Annotated in this window: 25 protein-coding genes; 16 read left to right on the top strand and 9 right to left on the bottom strand. The window is 63.5% G+C overall.

All coding sequences use genetic code 11. The features are described 5' to 3' along the window. Position 1: 1 nt before the first annotated feature. Both ATO7_RS07105 and ATO7_RS07100 read left to right on the top strand, forming a co-directional pair. Positions 2–1030 (top strand): SAM-dependent methyltransferase, encoded by a 1029-nt coding sequence (locus ATO7_RS07105; RefSeq protein ID WP_083560869.1) that lies wholly within the window; start codon positions 2–4, stop codon positions 1028–1030. After that, positions 1030–1578 (top strand): DUF2878 domain-containing protein, encoded by a 549-nt coding sequence (locus ATO7_RS07100; RefSeq protein ID WP_083560867.1) that lies wholly within the window; start codon positions 1030–1032, stop codon positions 1576–1578. The genes ATO7_RS07105 and ATO7_RS07100 overlap by 1 nt, the downstream gene beginning before the upstream one ends. Here ATO7_RS07100 and ATO7_RS17250 read toward each other — a convergent pair. Then, on the bottom strand, positions 1556–1777 hold the full coding sequence (locus ATO7_RS17250) for a CDGSH iron-sulfur domain-containing protein (RefSeq protein ID WP_158523086.1): 222 nt from the start codon (positions 1775–1777) through the stop codon (positions 1556–1558). The two genes, ATO7_RS07100 and ATO7_RS17250, sit on opposite strands and share 23 nt — an antisense overlap. Before the next feature lie 75 nt (positions 1778–1852). Between ATO7_RS17250 and ATO7_RS07090 the strand changes: the two genes are divergently transcribed. Next, positions 1853–2260 carry a DUF4124 domain-containing protein gene (locus ATO7_RS07090; protein ID WP_083560863.1) on the top strand — a complete coding sequence of 136 codons (408 nt, stop codon included), beginning with the start codon at positions 1853–1855 and terminating at the stop codon, positions 2258–2260. Here ATO7_RS07090 and speE read toward each other — a convergent pair. Then, the gene (speE, locus tag ATO7_RS07085) at positions 2257–3126 is read right to left on the bottom strand and encodes a polyamine aminopropyltransferase (RefSeq protein ID WP_083561043.1); all 870 of its coding nucleotides are present in this window, start codon (positions 3124–3126) and stop codon (positions 2257–2259) included. The two genes, ATO7_RS07090 and speE, sit on opposite strands and share 4 nt — an antisense overlap. Before the next feature lie 43 nt (positions 3127–3169). On the opposite strand from speE, the gene speA reads away from it, so the two are divergent. After that, positions 3170–5038 carry a biosynthetic arginine decarboxylase gene (speA, locus tag ATO7_RS07080; RefSeq protein ID WP_083560861.1) on the top strand — a complete coding sequence of 623 codons (1869 nt, stop codon included), beginning with the start codon at positions 3170–3172 and terminating at the stop codon, positions 5036–5038. Here speA and ATO7_RS07075 read toward each other — a convergent pair. Both ATO7_RS07075 and typA read right to left on the bottom strand, forming a co-directional pair. Further along, positions 5001–6521: an alpha/beta hydrolase gene (locus ATO7_RS07075; protein ID WP_083560860.1), complete on the bottom strand. Its 1521-nt coding sequence runs from the start codon at positions 6519–6521 to the stop codon at positions 5001–5003. The two genes, speA and ATO7_RS07075, sit on opposite strands and share 38 nt — an antisense overlap. A gap of 74 nt (positions 6522–6595) precedes the next feature. Continuing rightward, the gene (typA, locus tag ATO7_RS07070) at positions 6596–8407 is read right to left on the bottom strand and encodes a translational GTPase TypA (protein ID WP_083560858.1); all 1812 of its coding nucleotides are present in this window, start codon (positions 8405–8407) and stop codon (positions 6596–6598) included. A gap of 130 nt (positions 8408–8537) precedes the next feature. On the opposite strand from typA, the gene ATO7_RS07065 reads away from it, so the two are divergent. Genes ATO7_RS07065 through ATO7_RS07055 form a run of 4 tightly spaced genes read left to right on the top strand, consistent with a single transcriptional unit; the run spans position 8538 to position 10915 of the window. Then, positions 8538–9077, top strand: coding sequence for a DUF924 family protein (locus ATO7_RS07065; RefSeq protein ID WP_083560855.1), 540 nt, complete (start codon positions 8538–8540; stop codon positions 9075–9077). Between the two features lie 9 nt (positions 9078–9086). Continuing rightward, complete coding sequence (locus tag ATO7_RS07060; protein WP_083560853.1) at positions 9087–9287, top strand: hypothetical protein; 201 nt, start codon at positions 9087–9089, stop codon at positions 9285–9287. Between the two features lie 39 nt (positions 9288–9326). Beyond that, positions 9327–9491, top strand: coding sequence for a hypothetical protein (locus ATO7_RS16940; protein ID WP_158523085.1), 165 nt, complete (start codon positions 9327–9329; stop codon positions 9489–9491). Then, complete coding sequence (locus tag ATO7_RS07055) at positions 9488–10915, top strand: hypothetical protein (RefSeq protein WP_083560851.1); 1428 nt, start codon at positions 9488–9490, stop codon at positions 10913–10915. Before ATO7_RS16940 ends, ATO7_RS07055 begins: the two co-directional genes overlap by 4 nt. Here ATO7_RS07055 and ATO7_RS07050 read toward each other — a convergent pair. Continuing rightward, positions 10824–12266, bottom strand: a complete 1443-nt coding sequence (locus ATO7_RS07050; RefSeq protein ID WP_083560849.1) for a cytochrome P450 — start codon at positions 12264–12266, stop codon at positions 10824–10826. The two genes, ATO7_RS07055 and ATO7_RS07050, sit on opposite strands and share 92 nt — an antisense overlap. Before the next feature lie 97 nt (positions 12267–12363). Between ATO7_RS07050 and ATO7_RS07045 the strand changes: the two genes are divergently transcribed. Next, positions 12364–12993 carry a TetR/AcrR family transcriptional regulator gene (locus ATO7_RS07045; RefSeq protein ID WP_083560847.1) on the top strand — a complete coding sequence of 210 codons (630 nt, stop codon included), beginning with the start codon at positions 12364–12366 and terminating at the stop codon, positions 12991–12993. Between the two features lie 7 nt (positions 12994–13000). Here the strand turns inward: ATO7_RS07045 and purT are convergent, their stop codons facing one another. Continuing rightward, positions 13001–14182, bottom strand: a complete 1182-nt coding sequence (gene purT, locus ATO7_RS07040; RefSeq protein ID WP_083560846.1) for a formate-dependent phosphoribosylglycinamide formyltransferase — start codon at positions 14180–14182, stop codon at positions 13001–13003. Positions 14183–14449: 267 nt separating this feature from the next. Further along, the gene (gene argH, locus ATO7_RS07035; protein WP_083561042.1) at positions 14450–15835 is read right to left on the bottom strand and encodes an argininosuccinate lyase; all 1386 of its coding nucleotides are present in this window, start codon (positions 15833–15835) and stop codon (positions 14450–14452) included. Positions 15836–15958: 123 nt separating this feature from the next. Here argH and ATO7_RS07030 point away from each other — a divergent pair, with 123 nt between their 5' ends. The 7 genes from ATO7_RS07030 to ATO7_RS07000 all read left to right on the top strand — a co-directional run bounded on the left by ATO7_RS07030 (position 15959) and on the right by ATO7_RS07000 (position 22682). Further along, positions 15959–16993, top strand: a complete 1035-nt coding sequence (locus ATO7_RS07030; RefSeq protein ID WP_083560844.1) for a sensor histidine kinase — start codon at positions 15959–15961, stop codon at positions 16991–16993. Beyond that, positions 16990–17748 carry a LytR/AlgR family response regulator transcription factor gene (locus tag ATO7_RS07025; RefSeq protein WP_083560841.1) on the top strand — a complete coding sequence of 253 codons (759 nt, stop codon included), beginning with the start codon at positions 16990–16992 and terminating at the stop codon, positions 17746–17748. Before ATO7_RS07030 ends, ATO7_RS07025 begins: the two co-directional genes overlap by 4 nt. Next, positions 17748–18665, top strand: coding sequence for a hydroxymethylbilane synthase (gene hemC / locus ATO7_RS07020; protein ID WP_083560840.1), 918 nt, complete (start codon positions 17748–17750; stop codon positions 18663–18665). The genes ATO7_RS07025 and hemC overlap by 1 nt, the downstream gene beginning before the upstream one ends. 4 nt (positions 18666–18669) lie before the next feature. Further along, the gene (locus ATO7_RS07015) at positions 18670–19410 is read left to right on the top strand and encodes a uroporphyrinogen-III synthase (protein WP_158523084.1); all 741 of its coding nucleotides are present in this window, start codon (positions 18670–18672) and stop codon (positions 19408–19410) included. Continuing rightward, a complete protein-coding gene (locus tag ATO7_RS07010; RefSeq protein WP_158523083.1) occupies positions 19397–20617 on the top strand; it encodes a uroporphyrinogen-III C-methyltransferase in 1221 nt (406 codons plus the stop codon). The genes ATO7_RS07015 and ATO7_RS07010 overlap by 14 nt, the downstream gene beginning before the upstream one ends. Further along, complete coding sequence (locus ATO7_RS07005; RefSeq protein WP_083560834.1) at positions 20614–21852, top strand: heme biosynthesis HemY N-terminal domain-containing protein; 1239 nt, start codon at positions 20614–20616, stop codon at positions 21850–21852. The genes ATO7_RS07010 and ATO7_RS07005 overlap by 4 nt, the downstream gene beginning before the upstream one ends. 62 nt (positions 21853–21914) lie before the next feature. Beyond that, positions 21915–22682, top strand: coding sequence for an NAD-dependent epimerase/dehydratase family protein (locus ATO7_RS07000; protein WP_083560832.1), 768 nt, complete (start codon positions 21915–21917; stop codon positions 22680–22682). Positions 22683–22688: 6 nt separating this feature from the next. Here the strand turns inward: ATO7_RS07000 and ATO7_RS06995 are convergent, their stop codons facing one another. Then, on the bottom strand, positions 22689–23711 hold the full coding sequence (locus ATO7_RS06995; protein WP_083560830.1) for a succinylglutamate desuccinylase/aspartoacylase family protein: 1023 nt from the start codon (positions 23709–23711) through the stop codon (positions 22689–22691). Continuing rightward, complete coding sequence (gene rimK / locus ATO7_RS06990; protein WP_083560828.1) at positions 23708–24613, bottom strand: 30S ribosomal protein S6--L-glutamate ligase; 906 nt, start codon at positions 24611–24613, stop codon at positions 23708–23710. Before rimK ends, ATO7_RS06995 begins: the two co-directional genes overlap by 4 nt. Positions 24614–24618: the final 5 nt, after the last annotated feature.

The raw sequence follows: 24618 nt of genomic DNA, 5'->3' as shown, positions 1-24618 counted from the left end.
CATGAACATCATCACCCTGTGCGAAAAAGGCTACATCCCTGACCCCCTGATCCGTTTTGGCGCCAGGCGCCTGTCTCGCCGGCGTTTGGCCGAGGACGGCAAGCTCGATCCACAGCAATTGCAGATCACCCTGGAAGCGCGTGTGCGTGAATGGCGCAATGGGCCTATCGCGCTGGCAACCCAGGCGGCCAATGATCAGCACTACGAGGTCCCACCGGGCTTTTTCCTGCGCGCTCTGGGCAGTCATCTGAAATACAGCTGCTGCTACTGGGATGACACCACGGCCAGTCTGGACGAGGCCGAGCGGCTGATGCTGGAGATCACCGCGCAGCGCGCCGGCATCGGCGATGGTCAGGAGGTGCTGGATCTCGGCTGTGGCTGGGGCTCGTTCACCCTGTGGGCGGCTCAGGCCTATCCCGGCTCACGCTTCACCGCCATGTCCAACTCGGCGCCACAACGGGAATTCATTGAAGCCACCGCGCGCCAGCGTGGCCTGAGCAACGTGCGCGTGATCACCGCCGACATCAACGCCTTCGCACCGGACCAGCAGTTCGATCGTATCGTCTCGGTCGAGATGCTCGAACATGTACGCAACCACGCCCGTTTGTTCGAGCGCATTGCCAGCTGGCTCAAGCCCGATGGCCAGTTCTTCGCCCATGTGTTCTGCCATCACACCCTGACCTACGCCTACGAAGATCGTGGCGGCGACGACTGGATGAGCCGCCACTTCTTCACCGGCGGCATGATGCCGTCGTATGACCTGTTCACCCGCTACGACGAGCATCTCAGCGTGGTCGAACGCTGGTGGGTCGACGGCCATCACTACGAGAAAACCTCGAATGCCTGGCTGCAGCGCAGCGATGCGCAGCGCGACGAACTGATCGAGATTCTTGGCGGCGGCGAACAGGGCCGGCTGCGCCTGCAACGCTGGCGCATGTTCTTCCTCGCCGTGGCCGAATTCTTCGGTATCGACGAAGGTCGCGAGTGGGGTGTGGGCCACTACCTGTTCAAGCCCCGTCGCGCCGACTGATGCAACCGGTGGCATGGTCGGGCGCCCCAGCCGTCGGTCTGCCAGCGTGGGCCAAAGTGCTGGCCTTTCAGCTGCTTGCCGCTGCGCTGATCTTGAGCCCCGCCAAACAGTCCGACGTTTTCGCAGTAGCCTTGCTGTGTCTTTGGGTGCCCGTGCATCTGCACCTCAGTCGGCACGCTGGCAGCGAGTTGCGCGTGATCATTGGCGCGCTGCTGCTCGGCCCGTGTTGCGACCTGCTCCTGATGCGTCTGGGGCTGATTAACTACAACGGTGTCAGCCTGGCCGCGGGGCTACCCCCGCTGTGGATTTACGCGATGTGGGTCAACTTCGCCCTGTTGTTCCACCACAGCTTGAGCATACTGAGCCGGCGCCGCTGGCTCAGCATACCGATCGCACTGCTATCAGCGCCCTGTGCTTACCTCAGCGGTAGCGCGCTCGGCGCGGCCAGCCTGGCCCAGCCGACCTGGCTGGCTCTGCTCATCGTGGCGCAATGCTGGATGCTCATCCTGCCCGTGCTGGCCTGGCTTAGCGCACCGCCGAAGCGCTGAAATGACTCTGACCATCACACTGCGGCCACTGCCTTGATTTTCCACAGCGGCATAGCCACACAATCTGGCCGCGCGGCAGGCTCAGGGTCGCTTGCGCCTGGTCCGGCGTACAGATTTCCCACTGGCCTGACGCGTCGCGCCGCAATGCGTGGTCACCGCCCACAAGGCTCAGGATCTGGGGTCTGACCGTCTCACTCATGGAGCACACCATCCGGGGTGGACGTCAGCCCATACAGATGTCACATTTAGCAGGTGTTCAGTTCGGAATGTCCGCATGCGCAGCTTGCTCCTCACAGGTCTGATGCTCGCCAGTTTTCTGGCCAACGCCGCAGCCTATCGCTGGGTCGATGAGCAAGGCAAAGTGCACTACGGTGACCGCCCGCCCGCTGGCGCCCAGCGCCTGAAAGCACCGCCGCCGCCTGCGCAAGCCGGACAGCGGGAGAGCGAAGAGGAGGCCGAAGCAACACCGCAACAACCGGCCTCACGCTCCGGAAAAATGAGCGCAGCGGAGGCCTGCCAGGAATATAAAAGCCGGCTTGCCCGTTACAACAGCACACCACATCTGGCGGTGCGCGGCGAGGATGGCGAACAGCGCATGATGTCCGCACAAGAACGCCAAAACCTGATCAACACCACCAAGACGCGCGCCGACGAGACTTGCGCCCTGGCGGAAACACCTTAGGCCTTTTCAGCTAACGCTTTAGCGACAAAATTGGGCAGCGCCAGGGCGCCGTTCAGGGTTGCCGCATTGAAGTACAGGGTGTCGGCCGAAATGGCCTCAACCCGGGCACTGTCAGCCTGACGCTGCGCGCCCTCGGCCTGCTTAAAGGCCAGGGTGGCCGACCACCAGCCCGACGGATAAACCGGCTGGGGAAAATTGACCAGCCGGGTTGCGGCAAAACCTTCGCCTTTCATCGACGCATGCACCTGCTGGATCAATTCCAGGTGAATCAGCGGCGATTCGCTTTGCTGCACCAAAATGCCGTCATCCGCCAGCGCGCGGTGGCACTGGGCATAGAAGGCGCGATTGAACAGACCTTCAGCCGGCCCAACCGGGTCGGTGGAATCCACGATGATCAGGTCAAACGCCTGATCAGCCGCGTTGCGCACATAGGCGATGCCGTCATCGAACAACAACTGCGCGCGGGCATCATCATTGCTGTCGCACAGCGCCGGGAAGTACTCCTCGGCCAGCCGCGTTACCCGCTCATCAATGTCGACCTGCACCGCAGATTCAACCTGCGGATGGCGCAACACTTCACGCAGGGTTCCGCAATCGCCGCCGCCGATGATCAGCACGCGCCGCGGATTGGGATGCAGGCACAGGGCCGGATGAGCAATCATCTCGTGATAGAGAAAATTGTCGCGGTCGGTGAGCATCACGCAACCGTCAATCACCATCAACTTGCCGAAAGTTTCGGTCTGGTAAATCTCAATGTGCTGAAACGCGGACTGCTCCGCATGCAGGCGTTCACCGTCCAGTTTCAGGCCGAACAGCGTGCCTTTGGACTCCATCGGCTCCAGAAACCACTCGTTCTCGTTTACCATCCCGCTACTCTGTGACTGATCCAAAACCGGAAGTATAAAGCGCATGCGAGGGACTGGTTTTTCCGCCGCTGATGCCGCAAGGCTCTATAACGTAACTCATTGGAGTTCCGGGTATTTTTCCGTTGGCTCCGAGGGTGATCTATGCGTCACCGCGGGTGACCACAAGATCGCCCTGCGCGAAATCCTCGAGCGCGGCGACGGCGCGCCGCTGCGGGTGCCCACCTTGCTGCGCTTTTCGCACATTCTGCGTGACCGGGTCGCGCGCCTGCAGGGCGCCTTTGATCAGGCCATTGCCGCAGCCGAATACCCGGCGCGCTATACCCCGGTCTACCCGATCAAGGTCAATCAGCAGGCCGACGTGGTGCGCGAGATTCTGCGCGGTGGCGAGATCGGCCTTGAGGCCGGCAGCAAGCCGGAACTGCTGGCCGTGCTCGGGCTTTTGCCGGCCGGGCGACCGGTGGTGTGCAACGGCTACAAGGACCGCGAATACATCCGCCTGGCCCTGATCGGCCAGCAACTCGGCCACCGCGTCACCATGGTGCTGGAGAAGCTGTCCGAAATCGATCACATCGTCAGCGAATCACAAGCCAGCGGCTTGAACCCGGATCTGGGCCTGCGCGTGCGCCTGGCCAGCATCAGCGCCGGCCACTGGCAGAACACCGGCGGTGAGAAATCCAAGTTTGGCCTGTCGGCCCAGCAGGTCAGTGACGCGGTCACCCAGCTGCGCGGCCACGGCATGCTGGAACACCTGCATCTGCTGCATTTCCATCTGGGCTCCCAGGTGGCCAATCTGCGCGACATCCGCCGTGGCCTGCGCGAGGCTGCGCGCTACTTTGTCGAGTTGCGCCGCGCCGGCGCGCCGATCGACACCATCGACGTCGGTGGGGGGCTGGGTGTGGACTACGAAGGGACCCGCTCACGCAGCTACTGCTCGATGAACTACACCATGGCCGACTACGCCCGCGCGGTGGTCGACGCCTTTGCCGATGCGGCACGCCAGGCCGGCGAGCCGTGTCCGCACATCATCAGCGAATCCGGGCGCGCGCTGACCGCCCATCACGCGGTGCTGATCACCAACGTGATTGATGCCGAGCGAGCCCATGTGCCTGCGCTGATGGAACCTGCCGAGGATGATCCGGCCGCCCTGCACGAGCTGTGGCAGCTGCATCAGCACGGTGACGACATCCCGCCGCTGGAAACCCTGGCCGATGCCGACACCCTGCTGGAGCAGTTGCTGGCGGCGTTCGGCCTGGGCGAGCTGAGCCTGGACCAACGCGCCGCCGCAGAGAACCTGCACCGCGCGATCTCGGCGTTGTGCATGCAGCGCCTGGATTCCGGCGTGCGCGCCCACCGCGAAACCCTGGATGAACTGCAGCAACGCTTTGCCGACAAGCTGTTCTGCAATTTCTCGGTGTTCCAGTCGGTGCCGGATGTGTGGGCCATCGAGCAGGTCTTTCCGATCATGCCGATCAGCCGCCTCAACGAGCGCCCCGACCGGCGCGCGGTGATTCGCGATCTGACCTGCGACTCCGACGGCCGTATCGACCATTACGTTGACCGCGACGGGGTCGACTCCTCGCTGCCGGTGCACAGCCCGCGCGAGGGGCAGGACTATCTGCTCGGCTTCTTCATGGTTGGTGCCTACCAGGAAATTCTCGGCGACATGCACAACCTGTTCGGCGACACCGATGCGGTCAACGTGCACATCAACGCCGACGGGCACTGGTCACTGGGCGAGATCGAACGTGGCGACCGGGTCGACGAACTGCTCGACTACGTGCATCTGTCGGCGGCCGAACTGATTCAGCACTATCAGGACAAGCTGGCTGCTGCGCAGCTGGATGGCCCAGCGCGCGAGGCCGCGCTTGGCGCACTCAAGAGCGGGCTGAGCGGCTACACCTACCTGGCCTGAACGCGGCCGCCAGCAGGAACAGCAACAGCCCGCCACCCAGCCCGCCACCACGCGACTCGGCAAGCCCATCGGCACGTCCCTGCTGCGGCGCCGCACAGCCGGCGCGAATGTCTTCGCACAGCTGACGTTGCCCGCTGCGGTCCGGAAAATCGCGGGCCGAGCGGTAGTAGAAGCTGTAGCGCTCCTGCCATTGCGCGTCATCGAGCAGGCGCGCATCGGCATCGGCATATCCCGGCTCGCCTGGCTGTTTGAGCCAGCGATCAAACCAGGCCACGGTGTAATGCTCAGCCATGGGTTGGGCCCAGCCACCCTCACAGCTTCCGCTGGCCGGGTCCGGGCACCAGAAGGTGGCGGGAAAACCCGGGATCAACGACCACTCATAGTGCGCGCTGCCCTGTATGGTCAGCTGAAACACCGGCACTTCGGCATCCTGCCAGCCGCGATAGGCGGCCTTGTGCGCCTCGGGGTCGGGAGCGCTCAGATGCGGCACTGGCGCCAGACCGTATTCGGAGGTGTGCCCCATGGCCGGCACCCGTGGCTGCACCGGGCCAGCTTCACCACTGATGTCACCCAGCTTGTCCCAGGCCACGATCACATCGACCGGATTGTCCGCATCGAGCAGACCCGGCCAGGGTTCAGCGCCCGGCGCGCCATAGGCCTGAACGCGGGTCACCCCGGCAGCGCCCAGAGAATGACCGGCCAGACCAAGGCGCTGCGGGTCCATGCGATCCCAGAACGGGTTGAACGGCGTAACCTCGGTGGGATAGGTGTCAGCACAGCTTGCGTTGTGCGGGTACGGGGCGCTTGGCGATGAGCGGAAAAAGTCGATCAGATTGACCAGACCATCCCAGAACACGGTGGAATTGAAGTTGCCGCCCTGTTCGCCATCCGGGGTCTGCATGTCTGAACGCCCCTGACCACGCGGATCAAAGGTCAGCACCACGTAACCCGCGCGCACCAGGGCCTGGGCCGCCCACCAGTACAGCGTTTCCGGCGCCTGGACCGAACCGTTTTCGATCACCACCGTGGGCAGCATGGCACCCGCCGCACTGTCGATCGGCGCCCAAACCCGCCCGGATATGCGGGCGCACTGCGCGTCATAAACGACAAACGGACTGACCTCGCCCTCAGCCTCGTAGAAGCTGTCGTATCCGGGATAACGGAAGGGGTCGCCAGTGCAGGGCAAAGCCCAGCTGGTGCATAACGGTGTGAGCTGGGTGTTGCCAGTCTGTGGCGACAGCCAGCTGGGATCGTTCAGCGAACGTTGCAGCCAGGCACTTTCGTTGGCCACGCTCTGGATGTTCCAGCGCAGCTGGAAGGCCGGCGAGAGCTGTTGCTCCAGATCGGCTTCCAGCACCTTGGCGTAATTGGCCGCTTCGCGGGCCAGCCACTGCGCGGTGCCGGGTTCCGGCCCCTCCGGTATGGCATGAAGCTGTGACGCGGCCAGCAGTGCGGCCACGCCGAATAGGCGCGTTGCGCTCATGGTGTCTCCCCCAAATGTTATGGGGGAAACTTACACGCTCGGCTGCGCAATTACGATCTGCGCGATGCTGCGCCTCAGCTCTTGCTGGAACGCTTGCGCTCGTGTTCCTTGAGGAAGCGCTTGCGCACGCGAATCGACTCGGGGGTGACCTCAACCAGCTCGTCGTCGTTGATGAATTCCAGCGACTGCTCCAGGGTCAGACGCACCGGCGGCGTCAGGATCACGTTCTCATCGCTGCCGGAGGCACGCATGTTGGTCAGTTTCTTGGCCCGCAGGGCGTTGACCACCAGGTCATTGTCGCGGCTGTGAATGCCCACGATCTGACCTTCATAAACCTCGGCGCCCGGCTCGACCATCATGCGACCACGCTCCTGCAGGTTGAACAGCGCGAAAGCCAGCACCTTGCCCTGATCATTGGAGATCAGCACGCCGTTGTGGCGCATACCCACCGCCACTTCTGTCGCCGGGCCGAAATGGTCGAAGTTGTGCGCCAGCAGGCCGGTGCCCGACGTGATGGACAGGAATTCGGTCTGGAAACCGATCAGCCCGCGCGACGGAATTTCGTATTCCAGACGGATACGGCCTTTGCCATCGGGCTGCATGTTGGTCATGCGCCCGCCGCGTTCGTTGAGCTTCTGGATCACCGTGCCCTGATGCTCTTCTTCCACATCGGCGGTCAGGGTTTCAAACGGCTCGTGGATCTCTTCGCCGACTTCCTTGCGGATCACTTCCGGGCGCGACACCGCCAGCTCGTAACCCTCGCGACGCATGTTCTCGATCAGGATCGACAGATGCAACAGACCACGCCCGGACACGCGGAACTTGTCCGGGTCCTGGGTCGGCGAGACCCGCAGTGCCACGTTGGTCTTGAGCTCGCGCTGCAGACGATCACCAATCTGGCGCGAGGTGATGAACTTGCCTTCCTTGCCGGCAAACGGCGACTTGTTGACCTCGAAGGTCATGGACATGGTCGGCTCGTCGACGTCCAGGCTGGGCAAGGCTTCCGGGTTGGCCACATCGCAGACCGTCTCGCTGATACCCAGATCCTCAATCCCGGTCAGGGCGATGATGTCACCCGCCGAGGCCGATTCCACTTCAACCTTGTCCAAGCCAATAAAGCCCAGCACCTGCAGGATCTTGGCCCTGCGCATGGCACCATCGCGCGCCACCACCATGACCTGCGAACCCGGCTTGACCGTACCGCGGCTGACGCGACCGGTACCGATCACCCCCACATAAGAGGAATAATCCAGCGAGGTGATCTGCATCTGGAACGCGCCGTCGCCATCCAGATTGGGCGCCGAGACCTTGTCGATGATGGTCTGGAACAGCGGCGTCATGTCGCCATCGCGCACGCTGTCATCTTCGCCGGCATAGCCATTCAGCGCGGAGGCGTAAACCACCGGAAAGTCGAGCTGCTCGTCGGTGCCGCCGAGCTTGTCGAACAGGTCAAAGACCTGATCAATGACCCAGTCCGGGCGCGCCCCCGGGCGGTCGATCTTGTTCACCACCACAATCGGCTTGAGGCCCAGGGCAAAGGCTTTCTGGGTCACGAAACGGGTCTGCGGCATCGGCCCGTCAACCGCATCAACCACCAGCAACACCGAATCGACCATCGACAGGACGCGCTCGACCTCACCACCGAAGTCGGCGTGACCAGGCGTGTCGACGATGTTGATGCGGTAGTCATTCCAGCGGATCGCGGTGTTCTTGGCCGTGATGGTGATCCCGCGCTCTTTTTCCAGCGCATTCGAATCCATGACGCGATCGCCATGGTCCTTGCGGGCATCCAGGGTTCCGGATTGCTTGAGCAGACAGTCGACAAGCGTGGTCTTGCCGTGGTCGACGTGTGCGATGATGGCGATGTTACGGAGGTTCTCAAGCATCGGAAGGAATCCGGTGAAAAGGCAAAAGGCGGCGAAGTCTACAGGAGTGCCGGATTGTCAACCACTGTTTTGCGATGTTTGGCAACATCCGCACGCTACACTCTGCGCCATTGCAAGACGAGGGAACGGCATGCAGGCACAGGCAATCATCGACTTCTGGTTCGAGCAACTCAGCCCCGAACAATGGTGGGCCAAGGACCCGGCATTCGACCGCATGATCGAGACGCGCTTCGGCACACTGCTCAAACAGGCGGCGGCTTGCGAGCTGTTCACATGGCGTGACAGCGCCCTGGGGCGTCTGGCCGAGATCATCGTGCTGGATCAGTTCTCCCGCAACATCCACCGTGATCAGGCCCAGTCCTTTGCCCAGGACGCCCTGGCGCTGGCGCTGGCCCAGGAAGCGGTCCGCGCGGGCATGGACGCCGCGCTCAACCCGTCACAAAAAGCCTTTTTGTACCTGCCCTACATGCACAGCGAATCGGCGCTCATTCATGAGCAGGCGGTCAGGCTGTTCGACCAGCCCGGTCTGGAGTACAACCTGGATTTTGAGCACCAGCACAAGCGCATCATTGACCGCTTCGGCCGCTACCCGCACCGCAATGCCATTCTCGGTCGCCGCTCGACCGATGAAGAGCTGGCCTTTCTTGAGCAGCCCGGCTCAAGCTTCTAGGAGAGACTCATGCGTATCTTTGTGCTCATCGGCCTGTTGTGTCTGGGTGCCTGTTCCCATCAGCGCATGTACGAATCCAGCGAGGACATGCGCGAGCAGTATTGCGAAAACCTCGACGAGCATGCCCGCGAAGCCTGTCTGGACCAGGCCCGCATGCCATACGAGCAGTATGAACGGGAGCGTCAGGACAGCATGCAGACGCACGACTGACGTCACCACGCCGTCATGCTCAGCGACTAGACTGCGTTGATGAAATTCATTGTGCTCAGTGCCGCCTTGCTGCTTGGCGCCTGCAACGGCGGGCGTGTCGACTCACCCGGCGGCGAGAGCGCGGCGGACGGCGAGCAGCCTGCGTCCAGCGAGGCCGAACAACTGTTCCAGCACTTCAATCAGTTTGCGGATGAGCCCTCATGATCAAGACACTGCGCACTTGGGCAGCTTGCGCCCTGCTGATGACGGCGGGCAACGGTTTCGCGGCCGGCATGACCACGCACGCCATGATGGCGGATGTGGCGCGCCACAAGTTGCCACCCGAGCATCCGCTGATCGCCGTGCTGCAGCACCATCGTGCCGCACTGATCGCCGGGGCCATGTTCCCGGATGGCGGCTATTTCACCGGCGCTGCGTTCGAAGGCGACCGTGATCTGGCCGAAACCGCGCACTGGGACAGCTACACCGACGCCCTGGCCGCCGTGGCCCATGAAGCAGGCTGCGCCGACATATCCGGCGCCGCCGATCCATGGGACAGCCTGCCGATACTCGGCGGCACCTTCGACTGGGCTGCGGATGAGCTGGCCCGCGAACTGCCGATCGTCTCACTGCGCAGTGCCGATGACTGCGGCACGCTGGTCGCCTTTTTGATGGGCATCGCGGCCCACGGCATGGGCGATGAAGTGTGGGATGCGCTGTTCGAACCCTCGGTCTATCAGCGCGGCGAGATGCACCACAGCTCGCCGGGCTATCTGCTCGACAGCCTGCCACCGGGCGCCGACCCCAGCGTCGGCACCTTGCTGCGCGGAGCCCTGGGCGATGCGGCCTTTGATGCACTGGCGGCCGGCTTCGAGTTCATCAACGGGGTCGAATACGCCATGGATGTGATCGCCATCCGGGACAAGTTCGCCTGGGATGAAATTCCCGCCCTAGTGTTCCCGCCTTCGGCGCCCCTGAGCGCGGCCTTCGCACGACTTGGGCTGGACTACGATGGCCTGGCCATACAGCGGGCCGCGGCTGGCACGCGCTTGCTGGTCAGTGCCGAGCGGGTGGCTGCCGCGGTCGACTATGTGCGGGTGCGCGATGTCATGCCCTATGCGGTGAGCAACTACGAAACCGGCTCCGGCGGGATTCATGATGTGGCCCAGTACATCGCCGGTTACTACGAACACCTGTGGGATCGGGTGGTCAACGGCCCGATCAACGCCGCGCCACCGTTTGTTGTGGGGGTGCATCCGCGCCCTGGCGAGCGCAACCTGCCCACGGCGCCGTGTCTGGCCGAGCCATTTGCGGCCTGTGAGGACAACACCCGGCGGCCCATCGCCGACCGTTATATCTATTTCGCACTTTCAGCCAGCCCGGGCAGCGATTTCTCCGAGCTGGAAGATGCGGTGGCGGTGTTCGACGAGCAGGGCAACAAGCTGGCCAGCCGGCTGACCCCGCTGCCGCCCTGGGCCAGCCCCATGAGCGCCCACGGCATGCGCATCGAGCTGCTCGACAAGGTGCTCAAACCACAGCACCGCTACACCGTCACGATCACCTCGCAGCTGTACGACCGACGCGGCCCGAATGCGCCCAAGGCGCGTCTGGCTCAGCCCATGATCTGGCATTTTCAGACCGGCGACTGAGGCGCAGCGGCAGGCGCTGCAGGGTACGGGTGAACAGGCTGGCCACATGCGGTGTCGGCCCGCTGATATGCAGCGCGGCACTGCGTTGCAGCAACGTCTCGAGCACGATGCGAATCTCCATGCGCGCCAGCTCGCGCCCCAGGCACGCATGCAGCCCATGGCCAAAGGTCAGGTGGCGGGTACGCTTGTCGCGATCAATATCCAGCACCTCGGGTTGATCCCAGACGCGCTCATCACGGTTGCCGGAGGCCCACAACAGAAACACCCGGGTGCCCGGTGGCAGGCGCTGACCGTGCATCTCGACCTCGCGGGTCACCACGCGGAAATGGCCCTGAAAGGCCGATTCCAGGCGCAAGACCTCCTCGATGAAATCGGCAAGACACGCCGGCTGCTCACGCAAGCGCTGCTGCAAGGCCGGGTCCTGCGCGAGCAGCCGCACCGCATTGCCCATGGTGCTGGCCGACGAATCACTCCCGGCAATCAGCATCTGCAGAATGATGCTGACCGCTTCGTCATCGCTGAGCGGATGCTCAGGGTCCTGCGCGGCGCGCGCCAGCAAAGCGCCCAGGTCCTCACCACCGGCCTGCTTGAGGTGCCGGTAGCGTGACCAGCAATAGCGATACAAGGCCAGCGCGCGGGCCGAGGCCGCCATGTACTGACTGGCCGACAAGGTTCCCGACAGCAGGCGGATGGCCGCCGCACAACCACGTTTGACCTGGGGGTAATCGGCCTCGGGAAACCCGACCAGACGCAGCGCCATGCACATTGGCAGATACCAGGCGATCTCATCCATGAACTCGATCTCACCCCGCTGCAGAGCCTGATCGACCAGTTTCCCGGCCAGGCTGCTCACGTCCGGCTCCAGCGCGGTGACAAAGTCGTGCGACATGATCTGATGAGTCAGCAGTTTCTGATACTTGTGCGCGGGCGGATCCTGAATGGCCAGCACGTCGACCGGCACCACGCCCCAGTTGCGCTGGCTGCCGGTGCCCGGCGCAGGCGCGCTCTGCCGCCCCAGCGATTTGCTCATCAACACATTGACGATGTTGGAGGAATAGCTGCGCGTATCACGCGCCACAGCCTGAATATCGTGGTAACGGCTGACGCAGTAGAAATCCTGTCCGGGCGGACGATACAGGGGATGCTGATCACGCAGCACACGGTAGTAGTGATAGGGGTTTTCGATGCGCGCCGCCTGCGTGGGGTCCAGATCCTCGGCTTGCTGCGGATGCGCCGGCAGCGGGCGCTTGCGACGCCACGACAACGGCCACAGCAAGCCCGCCATGCCCCACAGAAAACCTTCCAGCAAGCATGACAGCATCACCCGTCGCGCATTCATCAGGGGCTGCATATCACCTCCGTGTATACACCGTACGCATGGAGTGTATACAGCGTACACTCGGGGTCAAGCCTTGCTAGACTGAACCTTCAGCCCCGCCGTCCCTCGCATGCCCACACCGACCACCGGAAAACGCCCGCTGTCCGCAGAAAGAATTCTCGCCACCGCGGCCAGAACCCTGCGCGAGGAGGGCGTTGACGCCATCAGCATTCGCAAACTGGCGAGCAAGCTGGGGGTCAGCCCGATGGCCATCTACCGGCATATCGAGAACAAGGATGCGCTGCTCAGCGCACTGCTGGATCGCTTCATTCGTCAGGCCGACGTCATGCCGGCGCGTGATCTGCCATGGGATGAATGGCTGAGCCAGCTGGGTCTGCGCATGTGGCGGGCGCAGGTCGAGGAACCGGCCTGGATCGGGCTGCTCGGCAGCGTGCAGATTCGCAGCGGCGGCCTGGGTGTGCTGCTCGACAGCCTCGCTCATCTTCGACAGGCCGGTTTTTCTGCTGACGATGCCGCCTCGGCTTTTTTCGCCGTGGTGCATATCAGCGTGGGCGCATCCTGCCTCAGCCTGGGTTTGCAGCAAATCCGGCTGGACGCGCTGATCGACCCGAGCGACGCCGCGCATCTGAATCAGCTCAACCGCGATTTCGGCTCACTGCACAAGCTGCTCGCCGCGCAACACATCGAACGCAGTCTGGCGCTGCTCATGGACGGGCTGCGCGCGCGTCACACGCTCTGAACCGCAACTACAGCGTCGTCTTGACCGCCGCACAGGCCTTGCGCGCCTTGGCCCGCGCCTCATCAATGCTGTCAGCGCGCGCCAGCGCCACACCCATGCGCCGTCGGCCCTTGACCTCGGGCTTGCCGAACAACCGAAACTGGGTGTCCGGCTCGGCCAATGCCTGGGCCAGGCCAGCAAAGCGCGGCGCCTGCTGATCACCCTCGACCAACAGGGCGCAGGATGCCGAGGGCCCATGCTGGCGGATCAACGGAACCGGCAAGCCGAGGATGGCCCGGGCGTGCAGGGCAAACTGCGACAGCTCCTGCGAGACCAGGGTGACCAGGCCGGTGTCGTGGGGCCGTGGCGACACTTCGGAGAACCACACCTGATCACCGCTGACGAACAGCTCGACACCGAAGATGCCGACCCCACCCAAAGCCTCGGTAATGCGCCCGGCGATATCTTCGGCAGCGGCCTGCGCCGCCGGGCTCATGGCTTGCGGCTGCCAGGATTCGCGGTAGTCACCGTCTTCCTGGGTATGCCCGATGGGCGCACAGAACGACGTGCCATCACGGTGCCGCAAGGTCAGCAAGGTGATCTCGTAGTCGAAATCAACAAAGCCCTCGATGATCACACGACCCTGTCCGGCGCGCCCGCCGGTCTGGGCATAATCCCAGGCCTTGAGCACATCCGCCTCGCTGCGAATCAGCGATTGGCCTTTGCCGGACGAGGACATCACCGGCTTGACCACGCAGGGCATGCCGATGCGCGCGACCGCAGCCTGAAAGTCCTCAAGGCTGTCGACAAATTCATAGGCTGAGGTGGGCAGGCCGAGCTCTTCGGCCGCGAGTCGGCGGATGCCTTCGCGGTCCATGGTCAGACGTGCCGCGCGGGCCGTCGGAATAACGCTGAAACCCTCGGCTTCCAGCTCCAGCAGGGTGGGGGTGTGGATGGCCTCGATCTCGGGCACGATCAGGTCCGGCTTTTCCGCTTCGATTGTCGCCTGCAGCGCCGTGGCGTCGAGCATGTCGATCACGTGGGCGCGATGGGCCACCTGCATGGCTGGCGCATTGGCGTAGCGATCCACCGCAATCACCTCGACCCCGAAGCGCTGCAACTCAATCACCACTTCCTTGCCCAACTCGCCACAACCCAGCATCAGCACGCGGGTGGCGGTTTCAGATAAGGGGGTTCCGATTACGTTCATTGCTACTCTCCGTTTTTCATCCCGGTCGTAACCGAGTGCCACGACGGGCGACGCAGCTTGCAGCACACTGTGTCCCCCGCGTCGTTTCGCCTAGCGACACGATCCCTTTCAGGTCAACTTGCTTGGTGTGGACGGTTTGAAGCGACATCCTGTCGCGGCAAACCTCAATCGGCCATCCAGGCCGATTGCCAAAGTCGCAACTCGACCTTACAGCGCTCCTCCTTGACCAGTGCGCTGCAAGCTGCGCACCCGTCCACAAGCAACTTTTTAGTCCAGTCGAGCCCGAGCCCGCTCACACGCGGCGCGAACCTGATTGGGCGCCGTGCCACCAATGTGGTCGCGCGCGGCCACGGCCCCTTCCAGGGTCAGCACGTCGAACACATCAGCTTCGGCCAGCGGCGCATTGGACTGGATCTCATCCAGCGACAGTTCGGCCAGATCCACATCCTTTTCCACCGCCAGGGCCACGGTCTTGCCAACCATTTCATGTGCATCGCGGAACGGCACGCCCTTGCGCACCAGGTAATCGGCCAGCTCGGTCGCCGTCGGATAGCCCTTGCCCGCAGCGGCGCGACAGGCATCCGCACGAAACACGATGGCCGGCAGCATGCCGTTCATCACGCCGAGCACGGCCGAAACCGTGTCCAGAGCATCAAACAAGGGTTCCTTGTCTTCCTGGTTGTCACGGTTGTAAGCCAGCGGCTGGCCCTTCATCAGGGTCAGCAGGGCGGTCAGGGCGCCGTACACACGCCCGGTCTTGCCGCGGGTCAACTCGGCCACGTCGGGGTTTTTCTTCTGCGGCATGATCGACGAACCGGTGCAGTAGCGGTCGGGCAGGGCGATCAGGCCGAACTGCGGCGAAGCCCACATCACCAGCTCTTCGCAAACGCGCGAGAAGTGCATCATCAGGATGCTGGCAAACGAGCAGAACTCGATCGCGAAATCCCGATCCGACACGGCATCCAGTGAGTTGTCGATCACCGCCTCGAATTCCAGCGTCGCCGCGGTCATCTCGCGGTCGATGGGATAGCTGGTGCCGGACAGGGCGGCGGCACCCAGCGGACTCAGATTAAGACGCTTGCGCAGATCGGCCAGACGACCGGTGTCGCGGGTGAGCATGGCTTCCCAGGCCAGCAGATGGTGCCCGGCGGTGACCGGCTGAGCCGGCTGCAGGTGGGTGTAACCCGGGAAGATGGTGTCGGCCTCGCGCTCGGCCAGATCGATCAGCGCCGCGCGCAGGCTCTTGAGGCTGACGAGCAAAGCATCGACCTGATCACGCAGGTACAGGCGAATATCGGTCGCAACCTGATCGTTGCGTGAGCGCCCGGTGTGCAGCTTCTTGCCAGCGTCACCAACCTTCTCGGTCAGCCGCGCTTCGATGTTCATGTGCACGTCTTCACGCGCCGGGTCCCATGGGAACACACCTGATTCGATATCGCGCTGGATATCGTCCAATCCCAGATGGATGGCCTCAACCTCATCCGCGCTCAGCACACCCACTTTGGCGAGCATGGCGGAGTGGGCTTTGGAACCCCGGATGTCATGGGCATACAAGCGCCGGTCGTAATGCTCGGACGCCGAAAATGCCTCGACCAATGCGTCGGTTCCTTCGGCGAAACGCCCGCCCCAGAGCTTGCCTTTCTCACCACTCATGTTCGCAACCCGTTGAGAGGCCACAAGGCCCCGGAAAATGGCTGCGGATAATAGCAAACCGGCCTGTTTCATTAATAAGTTGCAGGCCGGCCATGGTGGCTAAAGTTTGAGTATGCTTGGGGTATGAACCCCGAGCCCATCACGCCACAGGGCTTTTTGCCTGACTTCTGCCGCACACCGGCGGTGCTGGGCTTGCTGCTGATCAGCCAGATCGTGGCCTGCTTACTGGTACTGGCCTCACCGGCCCATGAGCTCATTGTGGGGCCGCGCCTGGTGGTGGTGTCGCTCTACCTGCACTGGATCAGCCTGCTGTCCGCTGCCGCCTTGTGCTGGTTGCGCCGGCATCTCGACCGCATGTCTGTCAGCACGCTGGCCGGGGTGGCCTTCTTTGTATTGCTGGGTATCACATTGCTGGTCAGTGAAATGGCCTATCACGTGGGTCGCTTCATGGGTTGGGAGGAGTTTCTGCGGCCCAACGCCCACATGCTGTTTCTGGCCCGCAACGCACTGATCTGCAGCATCGTTGCCGCCGCAGTGTTGCGCTACTTCTACGTGATTCATGCCTGGCGACGCCAGGTTCAGGCCTCGGCCGAGGCGCGTTTTGCCGCGCTGCAGGCGCGTATACGACCGCATTTTTTCTTCAACAGCCTGAACAGCGTGGCCGCGTTGATTCCCGCCCGACCGGAACAGGCTGAATCACTGATCGAAGATTTGTCCGATCTGTTCCGCGCCATCTTGAAAAACCGGGCCCCGTTCAACCGGCTGGCCGATGAGATCGAACTGGGCAAAACCTACCTGCGCGTGGAACAGATCCGGCTGGGCGAGCGGCTGACCCAGGACTGGCAGGTTGAAGATGGCCTGGAAGAACTGCAGTTGCCGCTGCTCAGCCTGCAACCGCTGCTGGAAAACGCCATTTATCATGGCATCGAGTGCATTCCCGGCGGTGGCAAACTTTCGGTGGATATACGCCGCCACAAGCACATGCTGATCATCGTGGTCAGCAACCCGGTGGCGGAGCACGTTGAGCATGACGGCGGCAGCGGCATCGCCCAGGACAATATTCGCCAGCGTCTGCGTTTGTTATACGATGACCGAGGGTGTCTCGAAACGAGGCAGACGCAGGAGGGATATCGCGCGGAATTGCGTGTACCGGTATGAAAGTCCTGATCGTCGATGACGAGCCGCTGGCGCGCGAGCGCCTCAAAGGCCTGCTCGCACATTTCCCGGGGTTTGAGCTGGCCGGTGAAGCGGGCGATGGCGCCAGCGCCCTTCAACTCATCGAAGAGACGCAACCGGACATCCTGTTGCTCGACATCCGCATGCCCGGGCTGGACGGCCTGCAGGTTGCCCGCAGCCTGAGCAAAAGCGCACTGCCGCCGGCCATCATCTTCACCACAGCGTTTTCCGAACACGCCCTGTCCGCCTTCGACACCATCGCCTCGGGCTACCTGCTCAAGCCGATCAAGAAAGACAAGCTGGGCGAAGCCCTGCACAACGCGCGCCGCCCCAGCAAAGCGCAGATGGACACGCTGAGCCACAAGCGCCCGGCGCAGATTCAAAGCGATCGCAGCCACATCGTGGCCACCACCCGCGACGGCCAGGTCCGTATCGCAGTGGAAGACATCATCTATTTTCTGGCCGACCAGAAGTACACCACGGTTTATCATCTACAGGGTGAGGTCCTGATCGAGGAATCACTGCGTCACCTGGAAGATGACCTGGCGCCGCAGTTCATCCGCGTGCACCGCAAGGTGCTGGTCAATACCGAATTCATCGTCGGGCTGGAACGCAGCGACACCCATGGTCTGCACGGTGCCACGCTCACTGTGCGCCACAGCCGGGAAAAACTCCCGGTCAGCCGCCGCCGACTGGCCGAAATTCGCCGCCTGCTGTTCAAGAGCACACCAATCTGATGTCCACGCTTCGTATCGCCACCCGCCGCAGCCCCCTGGCGCGGTGGCAAGCCGACTTTGTCGCCGACGCCCTGCGCCAGCTGCACCCGCAACTGCAGATCGAGATCTGCCCGATGGAAACCAAGGGCGATCAGTGGCTGCGCTCCTCACTGTCACAGCTCGGGGGCAAGGGGCTGTTCGTCAAGGAACTGGAACAGGCCCTGCTCGACAACCAGGCCGACATCGCGGTCCATTCCATGAAGGATGTACCGGCCCATTTTCCGGACGGACTGGGGCTGGTTGCGATTCTTGAGCGCCACGACCCCCGTGACGCCCTGCTCGGGGTCAGCACCCTGGATGACCTGGCCCACGGTGCCGTGGTGGGCACAGCCAGCCAGCGCCGCCAGCTGCAAGTGGTGGCACAGCGCCCGGACCTCAAGATCAAGCTACTGCGCGGCAACATCCAGACCCGCATGGGCAAACTCGAAGCCGGTGAGTACGACGCCATATTGCTGGCCGCCTCCGGCCTCAAACGCATGGGCTATGACAACCGCATCGACCGCATACTCGAACCCGAAGACATGCTGCCGGCCATCGGGCAGGGCGCGCTGGGCGTGGAATGCCGCCTGGATGACAGCCGTGTGCGCGAGCTGATCGCACCGCTGGCCGACCCGGCGACCACCCTGCGCGTGGAAGCCGAGCGTGCCGTAGGCCACTGCATGGGCAGCAGCTGCCAGACACCCGTGGCGGCCTACGCTGTTATCGAAGACGACACGCTGTGGCTGCGCGCACTGATGGGCGACCCCAATAGCGGCGAAGTGTTGCGCGATGAAGGCCGCGCTCCGCTGAATCAGGCGGTGGCACTGGGCACACAACTGGGCGAAAACCTGCTGGCCAAGGGCGGCGACGCGATACTTCAGCGCCTGCAAAACGCCTGAGGTCGTGGCCAGCCCACACATTCTGCTGACCCGCCCCGCGGCCCAGATCGAGACCACGGCAACACGCCTTGAGGCCGCCGGCTACACCACCCGCGCCTTGCCGCTGACCCGCATTGCACCACCGGCGCGGCAGCCTCGCCAGGCCGACTGTCGATGGGCCGAGCAGGCCGACTGGTGGATCTTCACCAGCCGCAACGCGGTGGATGCGGCGTGCACGATCTGGCCCACAGCACCGCAGGCCCGCATCATCGCCATCGGCAAAGCCACCGCCGCGCAACTGCACGCGCAGCGCTGGCCGGTTCACTGGACACCTCCGGGTGGTTCCAGCGAATCCCTGCTCGGCGACCCCACGGCACCGTCATTGCAAGGGCGTGTCGCCCTGATGGCGGGCAGTGGCGGACGCCGACAGATCAAGCAGCAACTGCGTGCGCGCGGCTGCGAGGTCCGCAAACTTTTGCTCTACCGCCGCGTGGGCATCGACTATGCCGCAGCAGAACTGAACCCACTGCTGGATTTGCGGCCCAAGCTGGTGTTCAGCAGTGGCCATGGCCTGCGTCAATGGGCCCGCCTGATGCAGGCTCACAAGCTTGCCCAGGGACTGACTCTGGACACGCTTGTCGCCAGCCCCCGGCTGTGTAAACTGGCCCGTCAGCTGGGATTTGGTGCGGCGCTCAGGGCGCTGCCAACCATGAGCGATGACGCCCTGCTGACTGCCCTCAATGAGTGGACTCATGACCGACGATAAAAAAACCGTAGCGGAAGGCAACCAGGACGCCAACGACGAGGACATCCGCGAAACACCAACCGAAGCAGCGCAAGACCAGCCTGATGCAGGCCACGAAGACCAAGCTGCGCCGCAAGCCGCGCCAACGCCCGGCGCCAGCCTGCCGCCGCCTGCACCGCCGGTGGTGGTGAGCAACGAACGTTCCGGCTCGCGCAGCGGCATTGCCGCGCTGATCCTGGTGCTGATCGCACTGCTGGCTATCGCTGGCCTGAGCGCGGCCGGCTATCTGATCGTGCAGAACTTCGAGCATCAGCGTTTCGCCCTGGAAAACCGCCTCGACAAACTCAACACCACCGTTTCGGAGTTGGGTGTCGACAGCAAGGGCCGTGGCCAATGGTTCGACAGCATGGCCGAACGAACCCGCGAACTGGAACGCAGCCAGCAGGATCTGCAGCGTGCCCAGAACGACAACCGTAGCCATCAGCAGCGCGTCGACGGCGCACTGAAAACCCTGGCCGAGCAGGTTCAGGGTGGGCAGCACGCCTGGCAACGGGCCGAGATCGAACACCTGCTACTGGTCGCCAACACCAGACTGCAACTGCAGCAGGACGTCGATGGCGCCCAGATCGCCCTGAAACTGGCCGACGAGCGTTTGGTCAGTCTGGCCAACCCGGCTTACTTTCGCGTGCGTGAGCAGATCAGTCGTGAGCTGACCCGTCTCGACAGCGTCGAGCGACCGGATGTGCAGGCGCTGGCCCTGAAGTTGAGCAGCCTGGTCGATCAGGTCGATGCGCTGGAGATCCAGGAAACCGCGCGTGGCGCGTTCAGCAACGAGCTCAAGCTCACCACCGGGCCGCAGGAAGCACCGTGGCATCAGCGCTTGTGGGTCTCGCTCAATGAAGCCGTCGGCAGCCTGATCTCGGTGCGCCGCGACGTGGAGCGACGCGAACCGCTGTTGCCGCCGGATCAGGGCTTCTACCTCAAACAGAACCTGCGCCTGCAGCTGGAAAGCGCGCGTCTGGCCCTGCTCAAGCAGGACAGCGCCAACTTCAAGGTCGCGCTGCGTCAGGCGGATGAGTGGTTGCAGCAGTATTTTAATACCGAGCAAGCCTCCACCCGGGCAGCGCGTGCAGCGCTGGCCGACCTGCAGGGACAGCTCATCAAACCGGCGCTGCCCGACATTTCCGGCAGCCTCAACGCGCTGCGTGCGGTGGGGCGTGACGCATGATTCGCTGGCTCATCCTGCCAGCCCTGGCGCTGGCCATTGGCGGGCTGGTCGCGGCCAACCTGCGTGACGATCCCGGTTATGTGCTGATCCAGATCGCCGGTTACACGCTGGAAAGCAGCCTGACCGGCCTGATCCTGATCGGACTGGTGGTGATTGCCCTGATCTCGCTGGCCGGTCGCCTCATCGCCAAAAGCGTGCGCCTGCCGGGTCAGGTCAGCGAGCTGGTTCAGGAACGACGCCTGGAACAGGCCCGCAAGCAATTGCATCTGGGCCTCAAGCAACTGGCAGCCGGCCAGTTCGACAAGGCCGAGGCGGAACTGCTCAAGCGCATCTCGCAAAGCGAGGACCCCGGCGCCAACTACCTTTACGCCGCCGAGGCGGCGCATCGGCAGAATAATCCGCAACGGCGCGATGAGTATCTCGCCCTGGCCGATCAGGCGGATGATTCCAATCATGCCGCCGTGCTGCTGCGGCGGGCCCAGATGTGGGCCGATGACGGACGCCACAGCGAAGCGCTGGATGCGGTCGACAGCCTGCTCGCCGCCCAGCCGCGTCACGCCGGCGCCATGTCCCTCAGGCTCAACTTGCTGCAGCAGCTCAACCGTTTCGAGGAGCTCAAGGCTGCATTGCCGGCCGCACGTAACGTGGTCGATGCCGAGCTGATCCAAAGCAGCGCGCGCCACGCCCACACCGCGCTGCTCAGCCAGGCGCGGGCCAGCGGTCGCGTCGATACGCTGCGCAGCGCATGGCAGGACGTCGACAAGAGCCTGCAGCATGACCCCGAACTGATTGCCCACTACGCACGGCTGTGCCACGACCTGAACATCGACGTCGACGGTCTGCGCCTGATTGTGGCCGAGCTGCGCCATCACTGGCATGCCGAACTGGCGCTGGTTTATGGCGAGCTGGACGGTGGCGATGTGGTGCGCCAGCTGGCCAAAGTTGAGGAATGGATCAAACAGCACGGCGAGAAAGCCGAGCTGCTGATCATCGCGGGCCGGTTGTGCCTGCGCAATCGCTTGTGGGGCCGCGCGCGCAGTTACTTCGAGGCCTGCCTGCGCAGTTACCCGTCGCCGGAAATCCGACTGGAACTGGGCAAGCTACTGATCCAGCAGGGCGAGGATGAAACCGCCGCGCTGGAACTGTTCCGCGAGGGCCTGGAAAGCAGCCTGTCGCCCAAGGGCATTGCCAGCCCCAGCGCAGAACTGCTGCCCAAGGAGCGTTCGCCATCCTGAACTGGCTGGTCGGTTACGGCGATGTCGCGGCACGCCTGGCCCGGCAACTGGATGCCCAGGGCTTGCCCGTTCAGGCCCTGTCGCGTGATTTTTCCGGCAAGGACACACAGGCCCTCAGCCACCTGACCGAAGTGGTCGGTGACCTGGACAAGCCCGACAGTCTGCCGCAGATCTCCGGCCGCGTGATCATCAGCGCACCGCCTCCGCGCGAGGGCGTGCATGATCCGCGCATGAGCAACCTGATCGCTGCGCTGCTTGATGTCGAAGTGGTGGTCTACATCAGCACCAGCGGGGTTTACGGTGATTGCGCCGGCCAGCGCATCGACGAACAACAACCGCCGGCGCCGCTGACCGAACGGGCCAAGCGTCGCCTCGATGCGGAGTTGCAGTTGCAGGGCTGGGCCGCCCGCAGCGGCGCACGCCTGGCCATATTGCGCGTACCCGGCATCTACGGCCCCGGCCGGTTGCCCGAACAACGCCTGCGTGAAGGCCGCCCAGTGCTGGATCCGGCCCAGGCGCCGGTGAGCAACCGCATTCATGCCGAAGACCTGGCTCAGGCGCTGTGGTTGGCGGCCGAGCATGGTGATGGTGTGTACAACATCAGCGACGGCACGCCAGACAGCATGAGCCTGTATTTCCTGCGCGTAGCCGAGCATCTCGGCCTACCGCAGCCACCACTGGTGGATTGGGATGAGGCGCAGAGAACCTTCAGTCCGGCGCTACTCAGTTTCTACCGCGAATCGCGCCAACTCGACATCCGCAAGGCCAGGCGTGAACTGGGTTTCGAACCGCGTTATGCGAATCTGCTGGAAGGCCTTGCTGCCTGCTAGACGAGCCTAGACGATAGCCGGCTCGGGCAGGTCCTCGACTTCCTGAAGTTTTTCCCAGGTTGCCGCGGCGACCCCGGCCTGACGAGTACGCGCGATGTGGAACACCGCTTCGCCGGCGAACACCAAAGGCAGGTTGAGCTTGCCGATGACCAGTCCGCTGACCGGCGACTCCAGGATGGTTTCGGACTCGCCCAGAGTGTCGGAGAGATAACCCAGCAGCTGACCGCGCGAGACTTTCTCGCCCAGCGCCACCACGGTACGCAGGACGCCGCTGGCCTCCGCACGAACCCACTGGCTGGAGCTGGCGAACACCGGCTGACGTTGCCGATGCGGGCGCGAGGCCTTGGGCAGCATGCCAATCCGGCGCATCACGTTGACGATGCCGCGCTGCCCGACCCGGATCGACGGCTCGTCAAAACGCAGCGCCTCACCGGCTTCGTACAGCAACAGCGGAATCTTGTTGGCACTGGTGTATTCGCGCAGTGTGCCACCGGCCGGTTTGGAATCCAGGATCAGCGGGGCACCGAAGGCATGGGCCAGCTGCGCGTTGGCTTCGGAGTCCAGATTGGCGCGAATCTGCGGCAGGTTGGCGCGGTGCACCGCGCCGGTGTGCAGATCAATGCCGTAATCGGCCTTGGCCACAATCTCTTCGATCAGGCCATGGGCGATGCGCCCGGCCAGTGAACCGGTGGGGCTGCCGGGAAAACTGCGATTGAGGTCACGCCGGTCCGGCAGATAGCGCGAGCGCTGGATGAAACCCGGCACGTTCACGATCGGCACCGCAATGAGCGTGCCACGCAGCCGATTCATCAACGGCATGCGCAGCAGGCGGCGAATGATCTCCACCCCGTTGATTTCATCACCATGCAACGCAGCGATAACAAACAGCACCGGGCCGGACTTTTTGCCCGCCAGCACCTGCACCGGCATGGTCAACGGGGCGTGGGTATACAGCTGGGCGATGGGCAGGTCGATGGAATACCGCTGGCCACGCTCAATCGCGCGACCGCCAACCATCAGTGCGCTCATCCACGCCCCCGGGTGCCGGTGCGACCGAATTTTCCGTTGCGCTCGATGAATTGATAGATCAGTGCCGCCACGTCCTTACCGGTGATGGTCTCTATGCCTTCCAGGCCGGGCGAGGAATTCACCTCCATCACCACCGGCCCGTGATTGGAGCGCAGGATGTCCACACCCGCCACATTCAGGCCCATGATCTTGGCCGCGCGCACCGCAGTGGAGCGCTCCTCCGGCGTGATACGCACTTTCTCGGCGGTACCACCGCGGTGCAGATTGCTGCGGAATTCACCGTCCTTGCCCTGCCGGCGCATCGCCGCCACAACTTTCTCACCAATCACGAAGCAACGGATATCGGCGCCGCCCGCTTCCTTGATGAACTCCTGCAGCAGGATGTAAGCGTTGAGGCCACGAAACGCCTCGATCACCGACTCGCCGGCCTGCTGGGTTTCTGCCAGCACCACACCCACGCCCTGAGTGCCTTCCAGCAGCTTGATCACCAGCGGCGCACCACCGACCAGTTGCATCAGGTCCTTGGTGTCATCGGGTGAGTGGGCGAAGCCGGTCACCGGCATGCCGATGCCCTTGCGCGCCAGCAACTGGTGGGCGCGCAGCTTGTCACGTGAACGCGTGATGGCCACCGATTCGTTGAGCGGATACACGCCCATCATTTCGAACTGGCGCAGCACGGCGGTGCCGTAAAAGGTGATCGATGCGCCGATGCGCGGAATCACCGCATCGAATCCGTCCAGATTCTCGCCGCGGTAGTGAATCTCCGGCTTGTGCGAGACGATTTTCATGTAGCAACGCAAGGCATCGATGACATGCACCTCATGCCCGCGTTCACGCCCGCTCTCGACCAGACGCCGCGTGGAATAAAGATTTTTGTTGCGCGAAAGTACAGCGATTTTCATGCCCA

This window comes from Oceanococcus atlanticus, assembly GCF_002088235.1.
Lineage (GTDB): Bacteria > Pseudomonadota > Gammaproteobacteria > Nevskiales > Oceanococcaceae > Oceanococcus > Oceanococcus atlanticus.
Note: the sequence above shows the minus strand (reverse complement) of the source record. Positions and strands in the feature narration are given on the sequence as shown.